Genomic DNA, 18,466 nt, shown 5'->3' with positions numbered 1-18,466 from the left:
TCTGTGGTGTTTCATTGATATTTAATTACAAGGATTGCTTAAGCTTGGCGAGCAGGTACAATCTTTATACCCTTTGTACTTGAAGTTACAGGGGTGTTAGCTACGCTCACTGACTTGAGTAAGCTCATCGGGATTCGTTCGTTTACTGTCTACCTGTAACTCCAATTACTTTGGTTATATATTGATTTCCCGCTATTTTATTTATCGTAAATTGCACGATAAATAATCGCCATTAAAATGATGAAAGGTGCATACGTGCAGAAGTATATTGTCGAAGCGCGTAGCTTATTGGCTCTCGCTATTCCCGTTGTCATCGCGCAATTGTCTCAAACTGCCATGGGCGTGGTTGACACTATTATGGCCGGTTCTGTCAGTGCAACGGATATGGCCGCCGTGGCTGTTGGTACCTCAATTTGGTTACCCGCCATCTTATTCGGTCACGGGCTATTATTGGCTCTGACCCCAACAGTGGCTCAACTTAACGGCTCTGGACGGCGGAGTCAGATCGCGCATCAAGTCAGACAAGGATTTTGGCTGGCATTATCTGTTTCGTTGCTCATTATGGTGGTTCTCTATAATAGCGACCACGTCATTAAGCAGATGCATAATATTGATCCGGTGCTGGCCGATAAAGCCGTTGGTTTCTTGCATGCCATTATGTGGGGCGCGCCCGGTTACCTATTTTTCCAAGTTCTGCGCAATCAGTGCGAAGGATTATCCAAAACCAAACCTGGGATGGTGATTGGTTTTATTGGGTTGCTGGTGAATATTCCGGTTAACTATATCTTCATCTACGGTAAGTTTGGTGCGCCTGCCTTAGGGGGCGTGGGTTGCGGGGTGGCAACCGGGACAGTTTACTGGGTCATGTTCCTGATGATGCGCTGGTACGTCAACCGTGCCCGCTCTCAGCAAGATATCAAACTAGAAAAAGGGTTTGCTGCACCCGACTGGCAGGTGATGAAACGCCTTGGTGGCCTGGGGTTGCCTGTAGCATTAGCGCTGTTTTTTGAAGTCACACTGTTTGCTGTCGTCGCCTTGTTGGTTTCTCCGCTGGGCATCGTCGCGGTGGCTGGGCACCAAATCGCCCTCAACTTCAGTTCACTCATGTTTATGCTGCCGATGTCATTGAGTGTGGCGGCAACGATTCGGGTCGGCTTCCGTCTTGGTCAGGGGTCGGTTGAACAAGCGAAAGTCGCAGCCTATACCAGTATTGCGGTCGGTTTAATGTTGGCCTGTGTCACCGCGATATTTACCGTGACTTTCCGTGAACACATTGCTCTGCTGTATAACAAAAACCCTGCAGTGGTGATGATGGCCTCGCACTTAATGTTGTTGGCGGCTATCTATCAATTATCTGATGCGGTTCAGGTCATCGGCAGTGGTGTGTTGCGCGGTTATAAAGATACTCGCTCCATCTTCTTTATTACTTTTACCGCATATTGGTTGTTGGGGTTGCCAAGTGGCTATCTACTGGGGCTGACCGACTATATTGTTCCCGCCATGGGGCCAAGTGGTTTCTGGATAGGGTTTGTTATCGGCCTAACATCGGCGGCCATTTTGATGGCGCTGCGTATCCGTTGGCTGCAAAAACAACCGCCCGCTTTTATCCTGCAAAAAGCGGCTCACTAGTGGCTTAAAGTCTCCGGCGCTAATGGTTGGTATCACCTCTGACAATTAGCGCCTGCCAGAGCAAAAAGATGGAGAAAAAAACAGCGCAATGGGCAAAAGCGCAGCAATTACGTGAGTTTGCGGTGAATATTATGTTTTTCCCCTTGCCAGCAGACGGGCAGCTCGTTAATATTCGTCCCCGCTGTCAGCATTGATGGCAAGTAATAAAGGATGCGTCCGTAGCTCAGTTGGTTAGAGCACCACCTTGACATGGTGGGGGTCGATGGTTCGAGTCCATTCGGACGCACCAACATTATTTTGGCTTTATCTGCAGTATGATTTGTGAAGAGTATGATGTGCGTCCGTAGCTCAGTTGGTTAGAGCACCACCTTGACATGGTGGGGGTCGATGGTTCGAGTCCATTCGGACGCACCACTTTGCAATCCTCAGTTATTCTTGCTTCAGATTCTCTATGCGTTCTTAGCTCAGTTGGTTAGAGCACCACCTTGACATGGTGGGGGTCGATGGTTCGAGTCCATTAGAACGCACCACTCTGCAATCTCCCAATGCCATCATCTCCCTATGACATCGTTATATTTTACCTTCTGTCACTTTCGCTATTTATGATAAAAAGTTCGCAAAAAATGTTAAAACGCATAGCAGTTGCGCAACAAACTAGGAATTATTCTCACTGTTTGCGCGACGAATCACCCCTTTTTATAAAAAACGGCAATGAGTTCCTGTTTTCTATTTCATTTCCGGCGACTTACCGCCTATAATACGAACCGTCGTTTCAGTTGAATGGTTTCAGCATCTTGATCTGTAGATACGCTAAAAAAATACAACTCGCATTTACGCCATCGTACTCCGATCATGCGTTTAGCCTCGTGCTAAAGTTTTCCGCTCAACTTCCGCAACTGTCATCTATTCTTAGTAATGTTTTGCTTCTTGGTCACGTTTCGCTACACCAGACACTAATCAGATCCCACTCCGTTGCGGTACGTAACGGAACTTTCGCTTTTTATCCATCACAACTTGTAGAAAAAATCCGTCATGAAAAAGACTAAAATTGTTTGTACTATCGGTCCAAAAACCGAATCTAAAGAAATGCTGACGAAACTGCTGAATGCTGGCATGAACGTTATGCGTTTAAACTTCTCCCACGGTGACTATGAAGAACATGGTCAACGTATTAAGAATATTCGTGCTGTTATGGCAGAAACTGGCCTGAAAGCCGGTATCTTGTTAGACACCAAAGGTCCTGAAATCCGTACCATGAAACTGGATGGCGGCAAAGATGCTGCGCTGGTTGCAGGTCAGACTTTCACTTTCACCACTGATCAAAGTGTTATTGGCAACAACACCATCGTTGCTGTGACCTACCCTGGCTTCGCTGCTGACCTGAAAATTGGCAACACTGTGCTGGTTGACGATGGTCTGATCGGCATGGAAGTTACTGAAGTCACTGAGAATACTGTGGTATGTAAAGTATTGAACAACGGTGATTTGGGCGAAAACAAAGGCGTTAACCTGCCAGGTGTGTCTATCCAACTGCCAGCGTTAGCTGAAAAAGATAAAGCTGACCTGATCTTCGGTTGTGAGCAAGGCGTAGATTTCGTTGCGGCTTCCTTTATTCGTAAACGTTCTGACGTGCTGGAAATCCGCGAACACCTGAAAGCACATGGTGGCGAGCACATCCAAATCATCTCCAAAATTGAAAACCAGGAAGGTCTGAATAACTTCGACGAAATCCTGGAAGCCTCTGACGGTATCATGGTTGCCCGTGGTGACTTGGGTGTTGAGATCCCAGTAGAAGAAGTTATCTTCGCGCAGAAGATGATGATTGAGAAATGTAACCGCGCCCGTAAAGTTGTTATTACTGCAACTCAAATGCTCGATTCCATGATCAAGAACCCACGCCCTACCCGCGCAGAAGCTGGCGACGTTGCTAACGCCATTTTGGACGGTACCGATGCCGTGATGCTGTCTGGTGAGAGTGCTAAGGGTAAGTACCCATTAGAGTCTGTTACCATCATGGCGACCATCTGTGAGCGCACAGACCGCATCATGCCTAGCCGCATCGAAACGCTGAATGACAATCGCAAAATGCGTATCACTGAAGCCGTTTGCCGTGGTGCTGTAGAAACTGCAGAAAAACTGGAAGCCAAAGTGATTGTCGTGGCAACTGGCGGCGGTAAATCAGCTAAGTCAGTACGTAAATACTTCCCAACTGCCACTATTCTGGCACTGACGACCAATGAAACCACTGCTCGCCAGTTAATTCTGACCAAAGGCGTTGTCACTCAGTTGGTCAACGAGATTGCTTCAACGGATGATTTCTATCGCATCGGTAAAGAAGCAGCTCTGGCTAGCGGCCTGGCACAGAAAGGCGACGTTGTCGTTATGGTTTCTGGTGCTTTGGTTCCAAGTGGTACGACCAACACTTCTTCCGTGCACGTCTTATAATCCAAACCGCACGCTAGAACTTTAATTAAAAACGCCGCTTTCAATAGCGGCGTTTTCTTTTTAAACCACCGCAAAATAAACTTTCTGAAAAATCCACTTTATCCTAAGAGCTCGAAAGTTTTTTTCTCAGTAAGACTTATCTGAAAGAATCCGGCTGTTTTGCCTCGTTTTTTTAACTTTTTTTTAAAACAAGATGCTTCTTTGAGCGAACGATCAAAATAAACCCCTCTAATACTAAAAATTTATTCTCTTTCGAAAAAACTTTGTGTAATACTTGTAACGCTACATGGAGATTAACTTAATCTAGAGGGTGTTAATAATGAATCGTACTAAACTTGTACTGGGCGCGGTAATTCTGGCTTCTACTATGCTGGCTGGTTGTTCAAGCAATGCTAAAATCGATCAACTGTCTTCTGACGTTCAGACTCTGAACGCTAAAGTTGACCAACTGAGCAACGACGTGAACGCAATCCGTTCTGACGTTCAAGCAGCTAAAGACGATGCAGCACGTGCTAACCAACGTCTTGACAACCAAGCTCACGCTTACAAGAAGTAATATTACTTCCTGAATGAAAAATGGCGCACATTGTGCGCCATTTTTTTTGCTTCGCTGAAACCCGTTTCTGACTGTTACCTTCCTTGACGTTGTAAGCCGGAACCCACCTGAATGTTATTACTAGAGGGGGTGATTATCGGGCCGAGTGACTCCGGTAAAACCACCTTACTACGCATTAACAACCTACTGGAAGTGTCTAGGCACCATCCACGTGAGGGATATCGGGATTGACGGTTTGCGCCCCCTTCCTTATGGTTTGGGCGTTTTACTGTTAATTAAAAGCATAAGAAAGCTCACAAACCACGTCTTTTGCGCTGCTGATATTTTCAATGCCTCCCGCCGATTCGGAAACGGTGATCACACCGTGTTGGTGATCGCCGTCCAGCATGCCTTTTTTGATGACGCCAATTTCACTGTCTCCTCGCCCTGCGCGAATGCTCTCGGTGGCAATAACGCGCACATCTCCTGCCGGAGTATTAATCTCGATCAGTTCCTCAGACAAAACATTAACGATCGCCTGTTTGGTGTTAAGGCTGGCAGGTGATTCAAAGGTGGTGATAAAACGCGTGCCGACATAAACTCCAGTAGCGCCCATTGCCGTGGCGGCTTTTGCTGTTTTCTGATTATAGATACCGCCTGCGGCAATCACCGGGATCTTGACCACATCGGTGACCTGAGGCAGCAGGGCCAGGGTACTGATGCGGTGTTCGCTCAGGTGGCCCCCGGCCTCATGTCCAGTGATGATAATCGCGTCTACCCCCATTTTTTCTGCCCGTATCGAGTTCTCAACCGTAGGGGAAATTTCGCGGTGGATCACGATGATACCGGCGTCTTTCAGACTGCGAATGTACCTCTCGCCTTTGGTGATGTCTTTACCGCTGGTAATGACGATATTAATTTTTTCCTGCAGGATCACTTCCAGTAACGGTTCTGCATATTGAAAACTGATCTCGACACCCTCAATCGGTAGCAGGTAGTTAACGGCAAAAGGTTTATCCGTTAATGTTCGGGTTTTTATGATTTCCTGACGAAAGTCTTCTGTCGTTTTAGCGATCCCACCACCGACCTTTTTTCTCCCGGCATTCGGGCCTAATACACCCAAGCCGCCGGCGTTGGAAACCGCAGCAGCAAGTTCAGCCGAATTTAGCCACACCATAGAAGCTTGAATAACTGGTGTATCAATACCTAGTAATGTCTGTAGTCTCATCATTCCACTCCTCACGTTACAATTAATCAGCGGTAAATCACTGCGCTGACAGGAAATTTGTTATTGCCGGAGACAGAAATAACTCTGTAATGGCTGGCGTTTTTCGCTTTGGCTTGTTCCGCAATGCCCTTTTCAACCTCGCTCAGCGTTGTCATCGCTGAAACCGCTACGCTACCCGCGCAATGCATATTTTGCAGTTGCGGCTGTGCCGCCAAAGCCGATGCTGAGAACAGGCTGGCGGCAATGGCTAGGTTTACAGTGGTTTTTTTCATGTAAAATATCCTTTTAATCGTTAAAACAGTAAGATGCGTTACCTTTCAATTTTTGAAACGTTTGTTATTTAAACCCTACGTGAAGAGTTAGGCTTGTGCAATGTTTTTTTGTAATGATCATTATTTTAATTTAAAATAGCGTTTACTCTCAAAATGAGGTTTTATAATGATCGTTACATAAAGGGTTCAAGAGCCGTGGATATGAGTAAAAATCTAAAAGAGATGAGCGTGCGTGGCAGACCAAAAAAATTTGATCGCGATAACGTATTGGAAAAGGCCATGAACCTATTTTGGCGCTTTGGCTATGAGCCTACATCGATGTCTGAATTGATTGCAGGCACGGGAGTCAAACCCTCTTCGCTGTACGCGGAGTTCGGCAGCAAAGAGGGGTTATTTTGTGCGGCGGTAGAAAAATATCTGGCAACTTATGGCCAAGCCAGAGATGCGATCCTCGATCAGGACGAACTGCCATTGCAGCAGGTGATTGAACAACTGCTGCGTACGAGCGTTGAATGGTTCACTGACGCCGAGATGCCTCCCGGCTGTTTTATGGTAGCAGCAACCTTTGGTATGTCTGCCGCAGATGACGTCTTATTCCATCAACTTAGCCAACAGCGAAATTCTGCCGAAAGAAAGGTGATTGAATGCCTCGCATGTCGTGTCGACAAAGGAGAACTTCCGGACAACACGAATTGTGCTTTATTAGGCAAGTACATCGTTAACGTCATTCAGGGCATGTCAGTGCAAGCGCGTAATGGTGCAACCTACGACGAACTTTCCGGGCTGGTGGATATCTTTATGCGCCAGTGGCCAGCGATTGCTGCTACCTAGAGCGAGGGAGGGAGTGAACTGTGATTGGCGAAAAGGTAGCCAGATGGCTCCCTGACGGTTAATTAGCGTTGGCTGGCGCATTTAGGTGAACGTGGGGCCATAAAGAATACGGTGGCACGATAAACTTTGCCATGGCAAACATCTGGCTGCCATGGCAAAGGTGCGGCTAAGACTTAATTGGCAGCGGAGTAAACCGGGCCTGGTTGAACCAGCTTAGGAGTCGCTTCTTCACTCGGTTGTTGCTCTGCGTCCTGCGGTTGTGCCTGAGGCTCGTTCTGAGGCTCTACAGCAGCCGGAGCTTGCACAGGGGCAGTCTCACCCACAGTTACGATAACCGGCATGCCAGCACGGCGCACAATCGCATCCTGAACCACTTGGGCATCAGTCTGGCTGTCGTTGATAAACTTCTGCAAGCTGCTGCTGATAGCAATTGGCATCGTTTGTGGGTCATCACTGTCTACACGAGACAACGGCTGATGAACTTCCACATAACGTTTGCCATCAGGCTCTACAGAATATTTAACCGGCTCATTGATAATCTGCACGCGAGTACCTTTTGGTACTGATTTGAACAGCGCTTCAATATCATCTGGGCGTAAACGAATACAACCCGAGCTAACACGCATGCCGATACCAAAGTTGGCGTTAGTACCATGAATCAGGTACTCACCACCGCCCGCAGCCAAACGCATGGCAAACAGACCCATAGGGTTTTCCGGCCCCGCAGGAACCACTGCTGGCAAGGTGACGCCCTCCGCCAGGTAGTGCTTACGGATGTTCGCCGTTGGGGTCCAGGTTGGGTTCGGGATCTTCTGGCTGACAGACGTTGTCATAGTTGGGGTATTACGCCCTAACTGGCCGATACCGATTGGGTACACAATCACTTTGTTCTGGCCTTTAGGGTAATAATAAAGACGCAGTTCCGCCAGGTTGATGACGATACCTTCACGTGGAGTATCTGGCAGCAACATCTGGGTCGGGATCGTTAGTACTGAACCCGGTAATGGCAGATATGGATCAGCACCTGGGTTTGCTTCCAGCATCCCCAACAAACCGATTTTGTAATCGGCAGCAATAGCCTCAAGTGGACGACCATCATTTGGAACGATATAAGTAGTATTTTCACCAATCAGACGGCTATTGGCTGGCGGTAGAGGATACTCGGTCGCATTGGCAGCGGTGAGACTTCCCGCCATACAAGTTGCGAATAACATACCAATCAAAGTTAATGCACGTTTCATGCTTAGTTCCTACATCACTTCTTAAAATTCGGTTTACACGGCTATCTACGTTAATTTTAGCAGCCAATAATAAGGCCACCATATAGTAACAGCCATTATTATAAAGGCAATTTATATCTCTAAAAATCAAGGTGTTACAAAGTAATTTATTATGCTTATTCCAGCAGGGAGGTCGATTTAACCTGCTGAAATTTCACCATTTTAATACTGTGACTCCTGGCGCAAAATGGCCCCATCACTAGTGAATAAAGCACAAAATGTTGGCGTGGATCAGCCGGCGTTTAGCGCCGCTGCTTTAGCACGAATAGCGCGGATCATGGCTTCAAGCCCTTGGGAGCGCGAAGGCGTCAGGTGCTGACTGAGGGCTAAATCTGCGAAAAATGGCCGAACATCCAGGCTCACGATCTGTTGCGGAGTCAAACCCTGATAGAGAATAAAGACCACCGCGACCAAACCTTTGACAATAGCGGCATCACTGTCCCCGGCAAAAATCACCTGCCCGTCAGTTGAAAGAGTCATAGCGATCCAGACCTGGCTTTGGCAACCAGAAATAACATTCTCTGGCTGGCGCTGTTGCTCAGTTAGCGGCGGCAACTGTGCACCCAGTTCGATCACATACAGGTATTTCTCTTCCCAATTTAAGCAACGGGAAAAGTTACGAATCAATTTATCTTTATCTGGCAAACCTGCCATAACATGCTTCCTATTACTGAATAAACGCCAAAATAAAAGCCGACTGTTTAAAATGATAGTCGGCTTTAGGGGGCACTGTCGCGGACTGTCTGCGCTTAGCCCAGCAATTTTTCGATGCGTTGTAGCCCACTGACCAACCTATCGACTTCCTCAGGGGTATTATAGAGTGCCAGTGATGCACGGCACATACTGGGCACCTGATAGAATGCCATCAGCGGCATAGCACAATGGTGGCCGGTACGAATAGCAATACCGTATTGATCGAGGAAGCTCCCGACATCATAAGCATGATGCGACCCAAGATTGAAGGCAATCACCCCAGCCCGTTTTGCCGGTCCGTAGATTTTCAGGCTCCGAACTTTACCCAACTGCTCCAATGCATACTGCATGAGTGATTGCTCATAGTGCTGGATATGTGCAAGCCCCAACTGATTCACATAGCCAATAGCCGCACCAAGCCCCATAATTCCTGCGGTATTGGGGGAGCCGGCTTCAAAGCGCCACGGTGCATCGGCAAAAGTGGTGCCTTGAGTCAGACTGACCGTTTTGATCATCGAACCGCCGCCTTCCCAAGGTGGCATTTGCTGTAACAGCGCACTCTTGCCATACAAGATGCCAATACCCGACGGCCCATACAGCTTGTGGCCGGAGAAGACATAGAAATCACAGTCCAAATCCTGCACATCGACGCTCTGATGCATGATAGCTTGTGCACCATCCACCAGCACCACCAAGCCAGCCGCTTTGGCCTGCGCGACGATCTCTTTGATGGGGTTAACCGTTCCCAGCACATTGGAAACCTGGGTGACCGCCAGCAGTCGGGTGGTATTATCAATCAAATCCGCCAATGCACTTAGCGCCAACTCCCCACTTTCTGTCAACGGCCATACCCGAATTTCAACACCGAGATCGGTTGCCAGCATCTGCCAAGGCACAATATTGGCATGATGCTCCATTTCGGTAATGATAATGCTATCGCCCGCTTTCAGACAATGGCGACCATAGCTGTTAGCCACCAGATTGATGGCCTCCGTGGTACCTTTAACAAAGACAATTTCTTCAGCAGATGCGGCATTAATAAAGTCGGCAACCTGGCTACGTACCGCTTCCATCTGTTCCGTTGCTTGTGCGCTCAGGGTGTGAATACCCCGATGAACTGCCGCATAACCCTCACGATAGAAATTAAGTTCTCTATCAATGACTATCTGTGGCTTCTGCGCACTAGCAGCGCTATCCAGATACACCAAAGGCTGCCCATTAACCTGACGGCTAAGCAGTGGGAAATCAGCTCTTACTTGCTCAATAGGAAATGATTCAACAGGAATACTCATAGTGATGCCTCGGCCAGGCGCTCAGCAATACGCGCCAAGACTATTTTGCGAATAGTTTCGTCATGAATGGCTTCGGTTAATTCAGCCGCAAAGGCAAAAATAATCATTTGTTGTGCATCAGCATGATTGATACCGCGTGATTGCAGGTAAAATAGCTGTTCTGCATCAATCCGCCCAACCGTGGCCCCATGGCTGCATTTCACATCATCAGCATAGATTTCCAACTGTGGCTTGGTATCCACTTCCGCCAACTTGCTCAGCAACAAATTATTATTAGTCATCTGGCCGTCAGTTTTCAGTGCGTGCTGAGCCACTTTAATCATGCCATTAAAGATGGCTTTGCCCCGCTCACGGACGATGGTTTTGTGCAATTGGCGGCTTTCGCAGTAGCCTTTGTTATGTTCCAGATAAGTGCGGGTATCGCAAATTTCACGCCCTATGGGTAACAACAGACTGTTAATGGCAAGTGTTGCGCCCTCGCCATTCAACTGAGCACTGGTGTTATGGCGGGTTAACCCGGCACCAAGCAGGAAGCTATAACTCCGTGCTCGCGCATCGCGCTCTAGCACTAAGTCATTATGTGCAAAATGGTAACTTTGAGTTGTTTCAAACGCCAGTTTGCAATGGCTCAATTCAGCATTATCACCAACAGCTATGGTCAGCCGCGCACCGGTAAAATGCGGCTGCTCATTGAGGCTGACAAAATGCTCAATCACTTCGGCCTGCGCTGCAACCTCAATCGTTAAATGATGACGATAGTGGCTGGTATTCACCACATCGGAATCATTACCTGAACTGATATGCAGTAGATAAAGCGGTTTATCACTCTGTTTCCCTGCAGGCAGACGAATGTGCAAACCCTCTTGAGCCAAACTTTCGGTCAAATGTAAAAAGACCTCCGGCTGGATAGCTGCTGGAAACTGTGTATTTTCTGTCATTGAGGTCAGTTGATACGGACCACACTCACTGTCACTTAATTCAGGAGAATACCGCCCATCTACGAAGACGAGACGATGAGCATCTTGCACCAATGACAGGGCATCGCGCTGGGCGGGTGTCACCGCCGGGGCGCAGGCAAAATCAAAATTATGAGCCAATAAACGCTCTAGCGGCGTGTATTTCCAGTCTTCATGCTTAGCACTGGGGAAGCCTAATTGCAGCACCTGTTGCCAATGTGCGGTCGCCGCTGTGGAATAACCACTTTGGCGCTGCTTAAACAGTAGGCCGAAATGCTTTAATGCATCAATACGCTGTTGCTCCAGGATATTTTGCGGTTCCTGCATTTTACTGTTGGTCGGTAAGCCAGCCATAACCTTGCTCCTCCAACTGTTTTACCAGTGTGAAATCACCCGATTTGATGATTTTCCCCTGATACAGCACATGGACAAAGTCAGGTTTGACATAATCAAGGATGCGCTGATAGTGAGTCACAATAATAAATGCGCGGTTTTCATCACGCAGCGAGTTAACACCGTTTGCAACGATCTTAAGTGCATCGATATCCAGACCTGAGTCTGTTTCATCCAGGATACATAAAGAAGGTTCCAGTGCCGCCATCTGCAAGATATCATTGCGTTTCTTTTCACCGCCCGAGAAACCTACGTTAACCGACCGGGTTAGTAGATCGGCGGGCATTTTGAGTAACTCTATTTTCTCTTCAATAAAGTCGGCAAAATCAAAGCGATCCAAAGGCTCCTGTTGACGATATTTACGCACGGCATTAACCGCCGTTTGCAGGAAGAAATGGTTACTCACCCCAGGAATTTCCACCGGATATTGGAAAGCCAGAAACACCCCTTCGCCAGCGCGATCTTCTGGGTCCAACTCGAGTAAATCTTTGCCTTTGAACGTCACACTGCCCTCGGTGACTTCATACTCTTCACGCCCAGCCAACGCCGCTGACAAGGTACTTTTCCCTGAGCCATTCGGCCCCATGATGGCATGCACTTCACCGGGTTTGATCTCCAGATCTAACCCTTTAAGGATTTCGTTACCTTCGACACTGACTTTCAAATTCTTGATGCTTAACATAGGTTTCCTTGGTGCGCCTGAGCGCAAAACTTTACTTATGCAGCGAACACTTAACCGACACTGTGTTCCAGGCTGATTGCCAGCAATTTCTGTGCTTCGACAGCAAACTCAAGCGGCAACTCGGAGAACACATCCTTACAGAAGCCATTAACAATCATTGAGATGGCATCATCTTCACTAATACCGCGCTGCAAGCAATAAAACAGTTGGTCATCGCCAATTTTTGAGGTAGTTGCTTCATGCTCCAATTGCGCTGAGCTATTACGCACTTCCACATACGGGAAAGTGTGCGCGCCGGAATCTGGGCCAATTAGCATTGAGTCGCATTGGGTGAAATTACGGGCATTATCTGCACCGGGTAGAATTTTCACCAAACCACGATAGGTATTTTGGCTATGACCGGCAGAGATCCCTTTGGCAATAATGGTTGATTTGGTGTTTTTGCCGATATGGATCATTTTGGTGCCGGTATCTGCCTGTTGATGACCATTGGTCAGCGCTACCGAGAAGAACTCGCCAATTGAATTATCCCCTTGCAAGATCACACTGGGGTATTTCCAGGTAATGGCTGAGCCCGTTTCAGATTGAGTCCAGGACATTTTCGAACCCGCACCTTCACACAAGGCGCGCTTGGTGACAAAGTTGAGAATACCGCCGGTGCTGTCAGCTCCAGCAAACCAGTTCTGCACGGTTGAGTATTTTACTTCTGCATTTTTATGCAAAATGACCTCAACCACCGCCGCATGCAGCTGATAGCTATCACGCACCGGTGCCGAGCACCCTTCTATATAGCTGACGTAGCTGTCTTCGTCAGCAATCAGAATAGTGCGCTCAAACTGGCCGGTCTTCGCGGCATTAATGCGAAAGTAAGTCGATAGCTCCATCGGACAGCGCACACCTTTGGGCACATAAACAAAGGTACCGTCAGAGGCAACCGCCGCATTGAGTGCAGCAAAAAAGTTATCTTTTGCTGGCACCACCGACCCCAGATATTTACGTACCAGATCCGGATATTCCTGAATAGCTTCACCAAATGAACAGAAAATAATGCCCTGTTCAGCCAGCTTCCCGCGATAGGTGGTTGCAACAGAAACTGAGTCAAAAATCGCGTCTACCGCCACTTCTGCCCCTTCACGTACCGGAACACCTAATTGGGCAAAAGCGGACTCGACCTCAGCGGTGAGGTACTCGTTGATATTGTGCTGCGACATATCCTGAGAGGTGGTGCTATCGGCTGACGACTGTTGCACCGCACCGGGCTGTGAATCACAGTTATCATCACAACTGCCGCAGGATGGCGCAGAGTAATAGCTATAATCCTGATAATCCAGGCTCTTATAGTGTGCTTTCAGCCAGTGCGGTTCTTCCATTTGCAGCCAACTTCGATAAGCTCCAAGGCGAAACTCCAACATCCACTCAGGCTCATTGCGTTTCGCGGAAATGGCGCGAATGACATCTTCATTGATGCCTTTCGCCAACTCATCAGTAGCAAGCTGAGTAAAGAATCCTTCTTTGTAGCGACCGTCGCTGACCCAAGCCTGCACATCATCTGGAACTTCTACATTGCTTCGTGTCATTTCGTTTACATCGCTCAAACGCCAAAACTCTCGCCACATCCGCAGGAATGCTGAGCTTTAGGGTTATTAAATTTGAAAATTTGATTGAGCCCTTCACGGACGTAATCCACCTCGGTGCCATCGATAAATGGCATCGCCTTGAGGGGGACGTAAAGTCTGGCCCTGCCATGCTCAAAAACCAGAGCATCACTGGCGGGTTCTTTCGCCATATCCAAGACATAGGCAAACCCGGCACAACCGGATTGCTTAACCCCAAGCTGTAACCCTTGTATTTCCGGGTCCTGCTCCATGAGCCGTGTAATTTGCGCAGCCGCGCTGTCGGTTATCGTAACGCCTTGCCAGACATTATCGTCGAGTGAGAATGTCCCGACTGATTCCTGTTGCATATGCCTACCTTTTCTCGCTGATAATTGATAAATCAACACAGATTGCTCACAATGGTAGTGATAATAATTATCACTTCAACCGTTTGTTTTGCAGGGATATTAAGAAAAGTGTCGTTTAAACCCCGAATGAGGCGGCAACGAAGAGAGCATGCTGCGATGGCCGAAGAGGTCAAGAGGAATAAATACACTTTCATCACTATGAAATAAAACAATAATTTCTACAGTGATACTCGAATCCCTTGCTATCTCAGAGGCTAATAGCAATCAGTCTCCGAGTTTTTTAAACATTCATAAAAAATACCTATTTATCCATTAACTTTAGCTGAAAACCTCGGCAGGGGAAACCTATCGTAGAGATTCGCCGCATTTATCAGATAAACAATATTGTCAGTCAATGGAGAGAAAAAGGAGTGGTAGGAAGTTGAGTTGCTCAAGGCTAGCACATCACCCTGAGCATGATAATAACTTGTATAGTGTAGGGTTATTTCTTATTAACGAGTTAATACCGCAGTGGTTAAGCGAGAAGTACAACACAGGTTATTCTGCTCGTCATAAATTTCAATCTGCCAAACCTGATGGCTGCGGCCAACATGAATCGCTCGGCAACAACCACGGACTTTGCCAGATCTGACTGCCTTAAGATGGTTAGCATTAATTTCCAGCCCCACCACTTGTTGTCCCTCAACAGTACACAGATAGCCAGCCATTGAACCCAACGACTCAGCCAGCACCACCGACGCCCCACCATGCAGCAAACCAAAAGGCTGTGTTGTCCGATGGTCGACCGGCATAGTGGCTTCGAGTTCATCATCCGAGAATCGGGTAAACTCAATACCCAAATGTCCTACCATGCAGTTTTGACTTTGCTGATTTAGCTGTTCTAGTGTCGCGGTGCGTTTCCAGAGCATTCTGTCTCCCCTTTAGCCTTCGTTCTTGAAATTGCAGCGATGTTAGCTGCTCTCACTCACTTGAAATCACACGTTAAACCAGCTCAAGCAAAGCCTGTAATGGATGTCGTAAGCCACTTCCTTCAACACGCTTTACTTGGCTACGGCAAGAATAACCGGTGGCTAAGCAACGTTTCCCCGGCAGTTTTTGCAATGCTTGCTGCCAGGATAGTGCATAGATACCCAATGAATTATCGATGTTTTTTGCTTCATGGCCATAGGTCCCGGCCATACCGCAGCATCCCACACTGACATTTTCCAGTTTGGCACCGAAACGGGAGAATATCGATGCCCAATGCTGACTACTGGCTGGCAACGCCGTGCTTTCCGTGCAATGGCCAAATAGATACCAGGACTCGCCACTCATCTGTTGATCCGGATGCTCCGGCTGTTCTGCCAGCGCTACCTGTAACCACTCATGGACCAATTGCACATTGAAGTCGCCACGGCTATCACCCAGAATCTCTTTATATTCATCGCGATAACAAAGCACCAGTGCCGGGTCAACACCCACCATTGGCATACCCAATTGCGCGATGCGATTCAGGAAATCCGCTGTTTTACGCGCGGTTTTCGCAAATTGTTGCAGGAACCCTTTGATATGCTGAGCTTTACCATTCGGCGAGAATGGTAGTAATACTGGATTAAAGCCCAGCTTTTCCACCAGCCGGACAAAGTCGGCGACCACCTGAGCATCATAGTAACTAGTGAACGGGTCTTGCACGACTAACACATGTTGGCGTCGCTCCGCTTCCGACAGTTTTTCCAACTGTTCCAGTGTCATGGTGCTAGCATAATGACCCGACAGAGACTGCTTTAGTGTGGGGCTGGAAAGTAGGGGTAAATCCACCATACCAATGCTTTTACGGCTTAACTCACTGACCCAAGGCTGTTTCAGGAAGAAGTTAAACAGTTTGGGCGTCTTAGCCATTAGCGGTGCATAACTTTCAACCCCAGCAACCACATAATCGCGCAGTGGCCGATGATAACGGGTGTGGTATAGCTGTAGGAAACGGGAGCGGAAGCTCGGCACATCAATCTTTATCGGGCACTGTGTCGAGCAAGCTTTGCATGCCAGACAGCCAGACATCGCCTCTTTAACTTCGTGCGAGAAATCATAATCGCCTTGACGAGCAGCCCAGGTATTGCGGGTCTTTTCAATCAAACCACGCAGACTTGGGCGCTGAGTAGCCAGCCCTTTTTCCAACGCGACAGGATCAACACCCTGGTCGGACAGTAGCCGTAGCCACTCGCGCACCAACGTTGCCCGGCCTTTCGGTGAATGAATTCGGTCGCCGGTTATCTTCATTGACGGGCACATTGGGCTGCGAGCATCAAAATTAAAGCATAAACCGTTGCCATTACATTCCATTGCACCACGGAATGAGGTTCTGACCGCCAAAGGAATGCGTCGGTCCAGTGTCCCGCGCTTATCCGAGGTATCCACTTTCATCATCGGAGCATCACTGCCCAATGGCGAACAAATTTTCCCTGGATTCAGACGATTATCTGGATCGAACGCGGATTTAATGCGGCGCAGTTCACTGTACAGCACCTCACCGAAGAATTCCGGACTGTACTCGGCACGGAAGCCTTTACCATGCTCGCCCCACAACAACCCACCATAGCGCGCCGTCAGCTGCACCACTTGGTCAGAAATCTGCTTCATCAGCATCTCTTGCTGAGGGTCGCACATGTCCAGCGCCGGGCGCACATGCAGCACACCAGCATCCACATGACCAAACATACCATAAGCCAGATTATGGCTATCCAGCAGTTGGCGGAACTCAACAATATAATCGGCTAAATGTTGCGGCGGCACACAGGTATCTTCGGCAAAGGGGATCGGCTTGGCCTGCCCCTTACTGTTACCGAGCAAACCCACCGCTTTTTTGCGCATACCATAAATACGCTCAATACCGGCTAATTCGCTGCAAATCTGATAACCAATAACCCCACCCTCTTGGCTAGACATCAAATCGTCCAAACGTTGGCAAAGTGCCTCCATTTGGCTATCGATCAGCGCTTTATCGTCACCCGCGAACTCAACAATATTCAGCCCCAGCATCTCTTTATCAGGGACATCAGTGATAAGTTCTTTGACCGAGTGCCAAACAATATCTTCTTTCGCCAGATTGAGGACTTTTGAGTCTACCGTTTCGACGGACAGCGCTTTAGCGTTCACCATAAAAGGGGCATTGCGCAGTGCTGAATTAAAAGAGTCATACTTCACATTCACCAAACGGCGAACTTTAGGCAATGGCGTGATATCCAGCGTGGCTTCGGTGATAAACGCCAAAGTCCCTTCGGCCCCGGTTAAAATCCGCGTGAGGTCAAAAGTTTGCAAATCATCACTGAAAACATGGCGCAAATCATAGCCGGTGAGGAAACGGTTTAATTGAGGGAATTTCTCCAGGATCAACACCCGTTGGTCACGACAACGATTCAGTACCGTCTGGTAGATTCGGCCAATGACGGAATCCTCCTGCGCAATCGTTTCCGCCAGTGCCGTCGGCATCGCGCGGGTATCTAACATCTCACCGCCGAGTAAAATGGCACGCAGCCCCAGAACATGGTCGGAGGTTTTGCCATAGACCAACGAACCCTGACCGGAGGCATCAGTGTTGATCATGCCACCCAATGTGGCGCGGTTACTGGTTGATAATTCCGGTGAGAAGAAATAGCCAAATGGCCGCAAGTATTCATTAAGCTGGTCTTTAATCACCCCTGCCTCAACCCGCACCCAACCTTGTTCCGGGTTAATGTCCAAGATGCGATTCATATGGCGCGACATGTCCACCACAATACCGGTATTCAGTGCCTGACCATTGGTCCCCGTCCCGCCACCGCGTGGCGTAAAGACGAGGGTTTTAAAATTATCCTGCCCGGCCAGACGACCAATCAATGCCACATCTGCCGTCGATCGCGGAAAGACCACAGCATCGGGCAACAGTTGATAAATGCTGTTATCCGTCGCCATGGTCAGGCGGTCAGCATAGTGAGTGGCAGTATCGCCGGTGAATCCGTTTTGCTTCAAAGCATCCAAAAAATCCAGCACCAACTGAACAACACCGGGTGCCTGAGAAATCTGTGGGATCATTAGTGTGACCCTATCTATATGAGTGTTTGTTTTAAGAACTGTTCCCTGAGAGATTATCTGGTCGCGACAACCTTTGTCGAATAATTTATGCCAATTCAGAATGATGGGAAAGTGATGGGTATCGACCAAGGATAAATACGACTATAAACTCTTGAGTATCAAAATTTTATATTGCACAAATAATGTTCAACACAGGGCGACTGCGTATTATTTCCGCATA

General features: G+C 48.1%; 16 protein-coding genes and 3 tRNA genes. 8 read left to right on the top strand and 11 right to left on the bottom strand.

Going from position 1 to position 18,466, the window contains the following annotated elements; all coding sequences use genetic code 11:
• The first annotated feature begins 255 nt into the window (after positions 1-255).
• The 7 genes from DJ58_RS20285 to DJ58_RS20310 all read left to right on the top strand — a co-directional run bounded on the left by DJ58_RS20285 (position 256) and on the right by DJ58_RS20310 (position 4,630).
• Complete coding sequence (locus tag DJ58_RS20285; RefSeq protein ID WP_032910178.1) at positions 256-1,629, top strand: MATE family efflux transporter; 1,374 nt, start codon at positions 256-258, stop codon at positions 1,627-1,629.
• A 68-nt stretch (positions 1,630-1,697) separates the two neighbouring features.
• The gene (locus DJ58_RS23975; RefSeq protein ID WP_004706596.1) at positions 1,698-1,823 is read left to right on the top strand and encodes a hypothetical protein; all 126 of its coding nucleotides are present in this window, start codon (positions 1,698-1,700) and stop codon (positions 1,821-1,823) included.
• An 18-nt stretch (positions 1,824-1,841) separates the two neighbouring features.
• Positions 1,842-1,918: transfer RNA gene (locus DJ58_RS20290), tRNA-Val, on the top strand.
• A gap of 48 nt (positions 1,919-1,966) precedes the next feature.
• Positions 1,967-2,043, top strand: a tRNA-Val gene (locus tag DJ58_RS20295).
• 39 nt (positions 2,044-2,082) lie between these two features.
• Positions 2,083-2,159 (top strand) — tRNA-Val (locus DJ58_RS20300).
• Positions 2,160-2,661: 502 nt separating this feature from the next.
• Positions 2,662-4,074: a pyruvate kinase PykF gene (gene pykF, locus DJ58_RS20305; protein ID WP_004706595.1), complete on the top strand. Its 1,413-nt coding sequence runs from the start codon at positions 2,662-2,664 to the stop codon at positions 4,072-4,074.
• 319 nt (positions 4,075-4,393) lie between these two features.
• Entirely contained in the window at positions 4,394-4,630 is a 237-nt protein-coding gene (locus tag DJ58_RS20310) for a major outer membrane lipoprotein (RefSeq protein ID WP_005165631.1), read from the top strand.
• Positions 4,631-4,901: 271 nt separating this feature from the next.
• Here DJ58_RS20310 and DJ58_RS20315 read toward each other — a convergent pair whose 3' ends face one another.
• Together DJ58_RS20315 and DJ58_RS20320 are read right to left on the bottom strand one after the other, a co-directional pair.
• Positions 4,902-5,840, bottom strand: a complete 939-nt coding sequence (locus DJ58_RS20315; protein ID WP_032913169.1) for an NAD(P)H-dependent flavin oxidoreductase — start codon at positions 5,838-5,840, stop codon at positions 4,902-4,904.
• A 23-nt stretch (positions 5,841-5,863) separates the two neighbouring features.
• On the bottom strand, positions 5,864-6,109 hold the full coding sequence (locus DJ58_RS20320) for a YdgH/BhsA/McbA-like domain containing protein (RefSeq protein ID WP_004706592.1): 246 nt from the start codon (positions 6,107-6,109) through the stop codon (positions 5,864-5,866).
• A 201-nt stretch (positions 6,110-6,310) separates the two neighbouring features.
• On the opposite strand from DJ58_RS20320, the gene DJ58_RS20325 reads away from it, so the two are divergent.
• Positions 6,311-6,940 carry a TetR/AcrR family transcriptional regulator gene (locus tag DJ58_RS20325; protein WP_161598497.1) on the top strand — a complete coding sequence of 210 codons (630 nt, stop codon included), beginning with the start codon at positions 6,311-6,313 and terminating at the stop codon, positions 6,938-6,940.
• A gap of 173 nt (positions 6,941-7,113) precedes the next feature.
• On the opposite strand, the gene DJ58_RS20330 is transcribed toward DJ58_RS20325, so the two are convergent.
• From DJ58_RS20330 to ydiJ, 9 genes are all read right to left on the bottom strand, one after another.
• A complete protein-coding gene (locus DJ58_RS20330) occupies positions 7,114-8,181 on the bottom strand; it encodes a L,D-transpeptidase family protein (RefSeq protein WP_004706590.1) in 1,068 nt (355 codons plus the stop codon).
• Between the two features lie 270 nt (positions 8,182-8,451).
• The gene (gene sufE, locus DJ58_RS20335) at positions 8,452-8,874 is read right to left on the bottom strand and encodes a cysteine desulfuration protein SufE (RefSeq protein WP_004706589.1); all 423 of its coding nucleotides are present in this window, start codon (positions 8,872-8,874) and stop codon (positions 8,452-8,454) included.
• Positions 8,875-8,969: 95 nt separating this feature from the next.
• The gene (gene sufS, locus DJ58_RS20340) at positions 8,970-10,205 is read right to left on the bottom strand and encodes a cysteine desulfurase SufS (RefSeq protein WP_032910177.1); all 1,236 of its coding nucleotides are present in this window, start codon (positions 10,203-10,205) and stop codon (positions 8,970-8,972) included.
• Positions 10,202-11,515, bottom strand: a complete 1,314-nt coding sequence (gene sufD, locus DJ58_RS20345) for a Fe-S cluster assembly protein SufD (RefSeq protein ID WP_032910176.1) — start codon at positions 11,513-11,515, stop codon at positions 10,202-10,204. Before sufD ends, sufS begins: the two co-directional genes overlap by 4 nt.
• Entirely contained in the window at positions 11,490-12,236 is a 747-nt protein-coding gene (gene sufC / locus DJ58_RS20350; protein WP_004706586.1) for a Fe-S cluster assembly ATPase SufC, read from the bottom strand. Before sufC ends, sufD begins: the two co-directional genes overlap by 26 nt.
• Before the next feature lie 50 nt (positions 12,237-12,286).
• Positions 12,287-13,813, bottom strand: coding sequence for a Fe-S cluster assembly protein SufB (sufB, locus tag DJ58_RS20355; RefSeq protein ID WP_032910175.1), 1,527 nt, complete (start codon positions 13,811-13,813; stop codon positions 12,287-12,289).
• Positions 13,814-13,827: 14 nt separating this feature from the next.
• Positions 13,828-14,199 (bottom strand): Fe-S cluster assembly scaffold SufA, encoded by a 372-nt coding sequence (gene sufA, locus DJ58_RS20360; protein ID WP_004706584.1) that lies wholly within the window; start codon positions 14,197-14,199, stop codon positions 13,828-13,830.
• Between the two features lie 491 nt (positions 14,200-14,690).
• Positions 14,691-15,107: a hotdog fold thioesterase gene (locus DJ58_RS20365; RefSeq protein ID WP_004706583.1), complete on the bottom strand. Its 417-nt coding sequence runs from the start codon at positions 15,105-15,107 to the stop codon at positions 14,691-14,693.
• Positions 15,108-15,180: 73 nt separating this feature from the next.
• A complete protein-coding gene (gene ydiJ / locus DJ58_RS20370; RefSeq protein WP_004706582.1) occupies positions 15,181-18,246 on the bottom strand; it encodes a D-2-hydroxyglutarate dehydrogenase YdiJ in 3,066 nt (1,021 codons plus the stop codon).
• Between the last annotated feature and the right edge of the window lie 220 nt (positions 18,247-18,466).

This window comes from Yersinia frederiksenii ATCC 33641, assembly GCF_000754805.1.
Taxonomy (GTDB): domain Bacteria; phylum Pseudomonadota; class Gammaproteobacteria; order Enterobacterales; family Enterobacteriaceae; genus Yersinia; species Yersinia frederiksenii.
This window is presented reverse-complemented; position numbering and strand designations above follow the sequence as displayed.

Bases quoted from the DNA above. Each gene is read 5' to 3' on its own strand.
- DJ58_RS23975 (WP_004706596.1), top strand. From the start codon at position 1,698: ATGGAGAAAAAAACAGCGCAATGGGCAAAAGCGCAGCAATTACGTGAG.
- pykF (WP_004706595.1), top strand. From the start codon at position 2,662: ATGAAAAAGACTAAAATTGTTTGTACTATCGGTCCAAAAACCGAATCT.
- DJ58_RS20310 (WP_005165631.1), top strand. From the start codon at position 4,394: ATGAATCGTACTAAACTTGTACTGGGCGCGGTAATTCTGGCTTCTACT.
- DJ58_RS20315 (WP_032913169.1), bottom strand. From the start codon at position 5,840: ATGATGAGACTACAGACATTACTAGGTATTGATACACCAGTTATTCAA.
- DJ58_RS20320 (WP_004706592.1), bottom strand. From the start codon at position 6,109: ATGAAAAAAACCACTGTAAACCTAGCCATTGCCGCCAGCCTGTTCTCA.
- DJ58_RS20325 (WP_161598497.1), top strand. From the start codon at position 6,311: ATGAGTAAAAATCTAAAAGAGATGAGCGTGCGTGGCAGACCAAAAAAA.
- DJ58_RS20330 (WP_004706590.1), bottom strand. From the start codon at position 8,181: ATGAAACGTGCATTAACTTTGATTGGTATGTTATTCGCAACTTGTATG.
- sufE (WP_004706589.1), bottom strand. From the start codon at position 8,874: ATGGCAGGTTTGCCAGATAAAGATAAATTGATTCGTAACTTTTCCCGT.
- sufS (WP_032910177.1), bottom strand. From the start codon at position 10,205: ATGAGTATTCCTGTTGAATCATTTCCTATTGAGCAAGTAAGAGCTGAT.
- sufD (WP_032910176.1), bottom strand. From the start codon at position 11,515: ATGGCTGGCTTACCGACCAACAGTAAAATGCAGGAACCGCAAAATATC.
- sufC (WP_004706586.1), bottom strand. From the start codon at position 12,236: ATGTTAAGCATCAAGAATTTGAAAGTCAGTGTCGAAGGTAACGAAATC.
- sufB (WP_032910175.1), bottom strand. From the start codon at position 13,813: ATGACACGAAGCAATGTAGAAGTTCCAGATGATGTGCAGGCTTGGGTC.
- sufA (WP_004706584.1), bottom strand. From the start codon at position 14,199: ATGCAACAGGAATCAGTCGGGACATTCTCACTCGACGATAATGTCTGG.
- DJ58_RS20365 (WP_004706583.1), bottom strand. From the start codon at position 15,107: ATGCTCTGGAAACGCACCGCGACACTAGAACAGCTAAATCAGCAAAGT.
- ydiJ (WP_004706582.1), bottom strand. From the start codon at position 18,246: ATGATCCCACAGATTTCTCAGGCACCCGGTGTTGTTCAGTTGGTGCTG.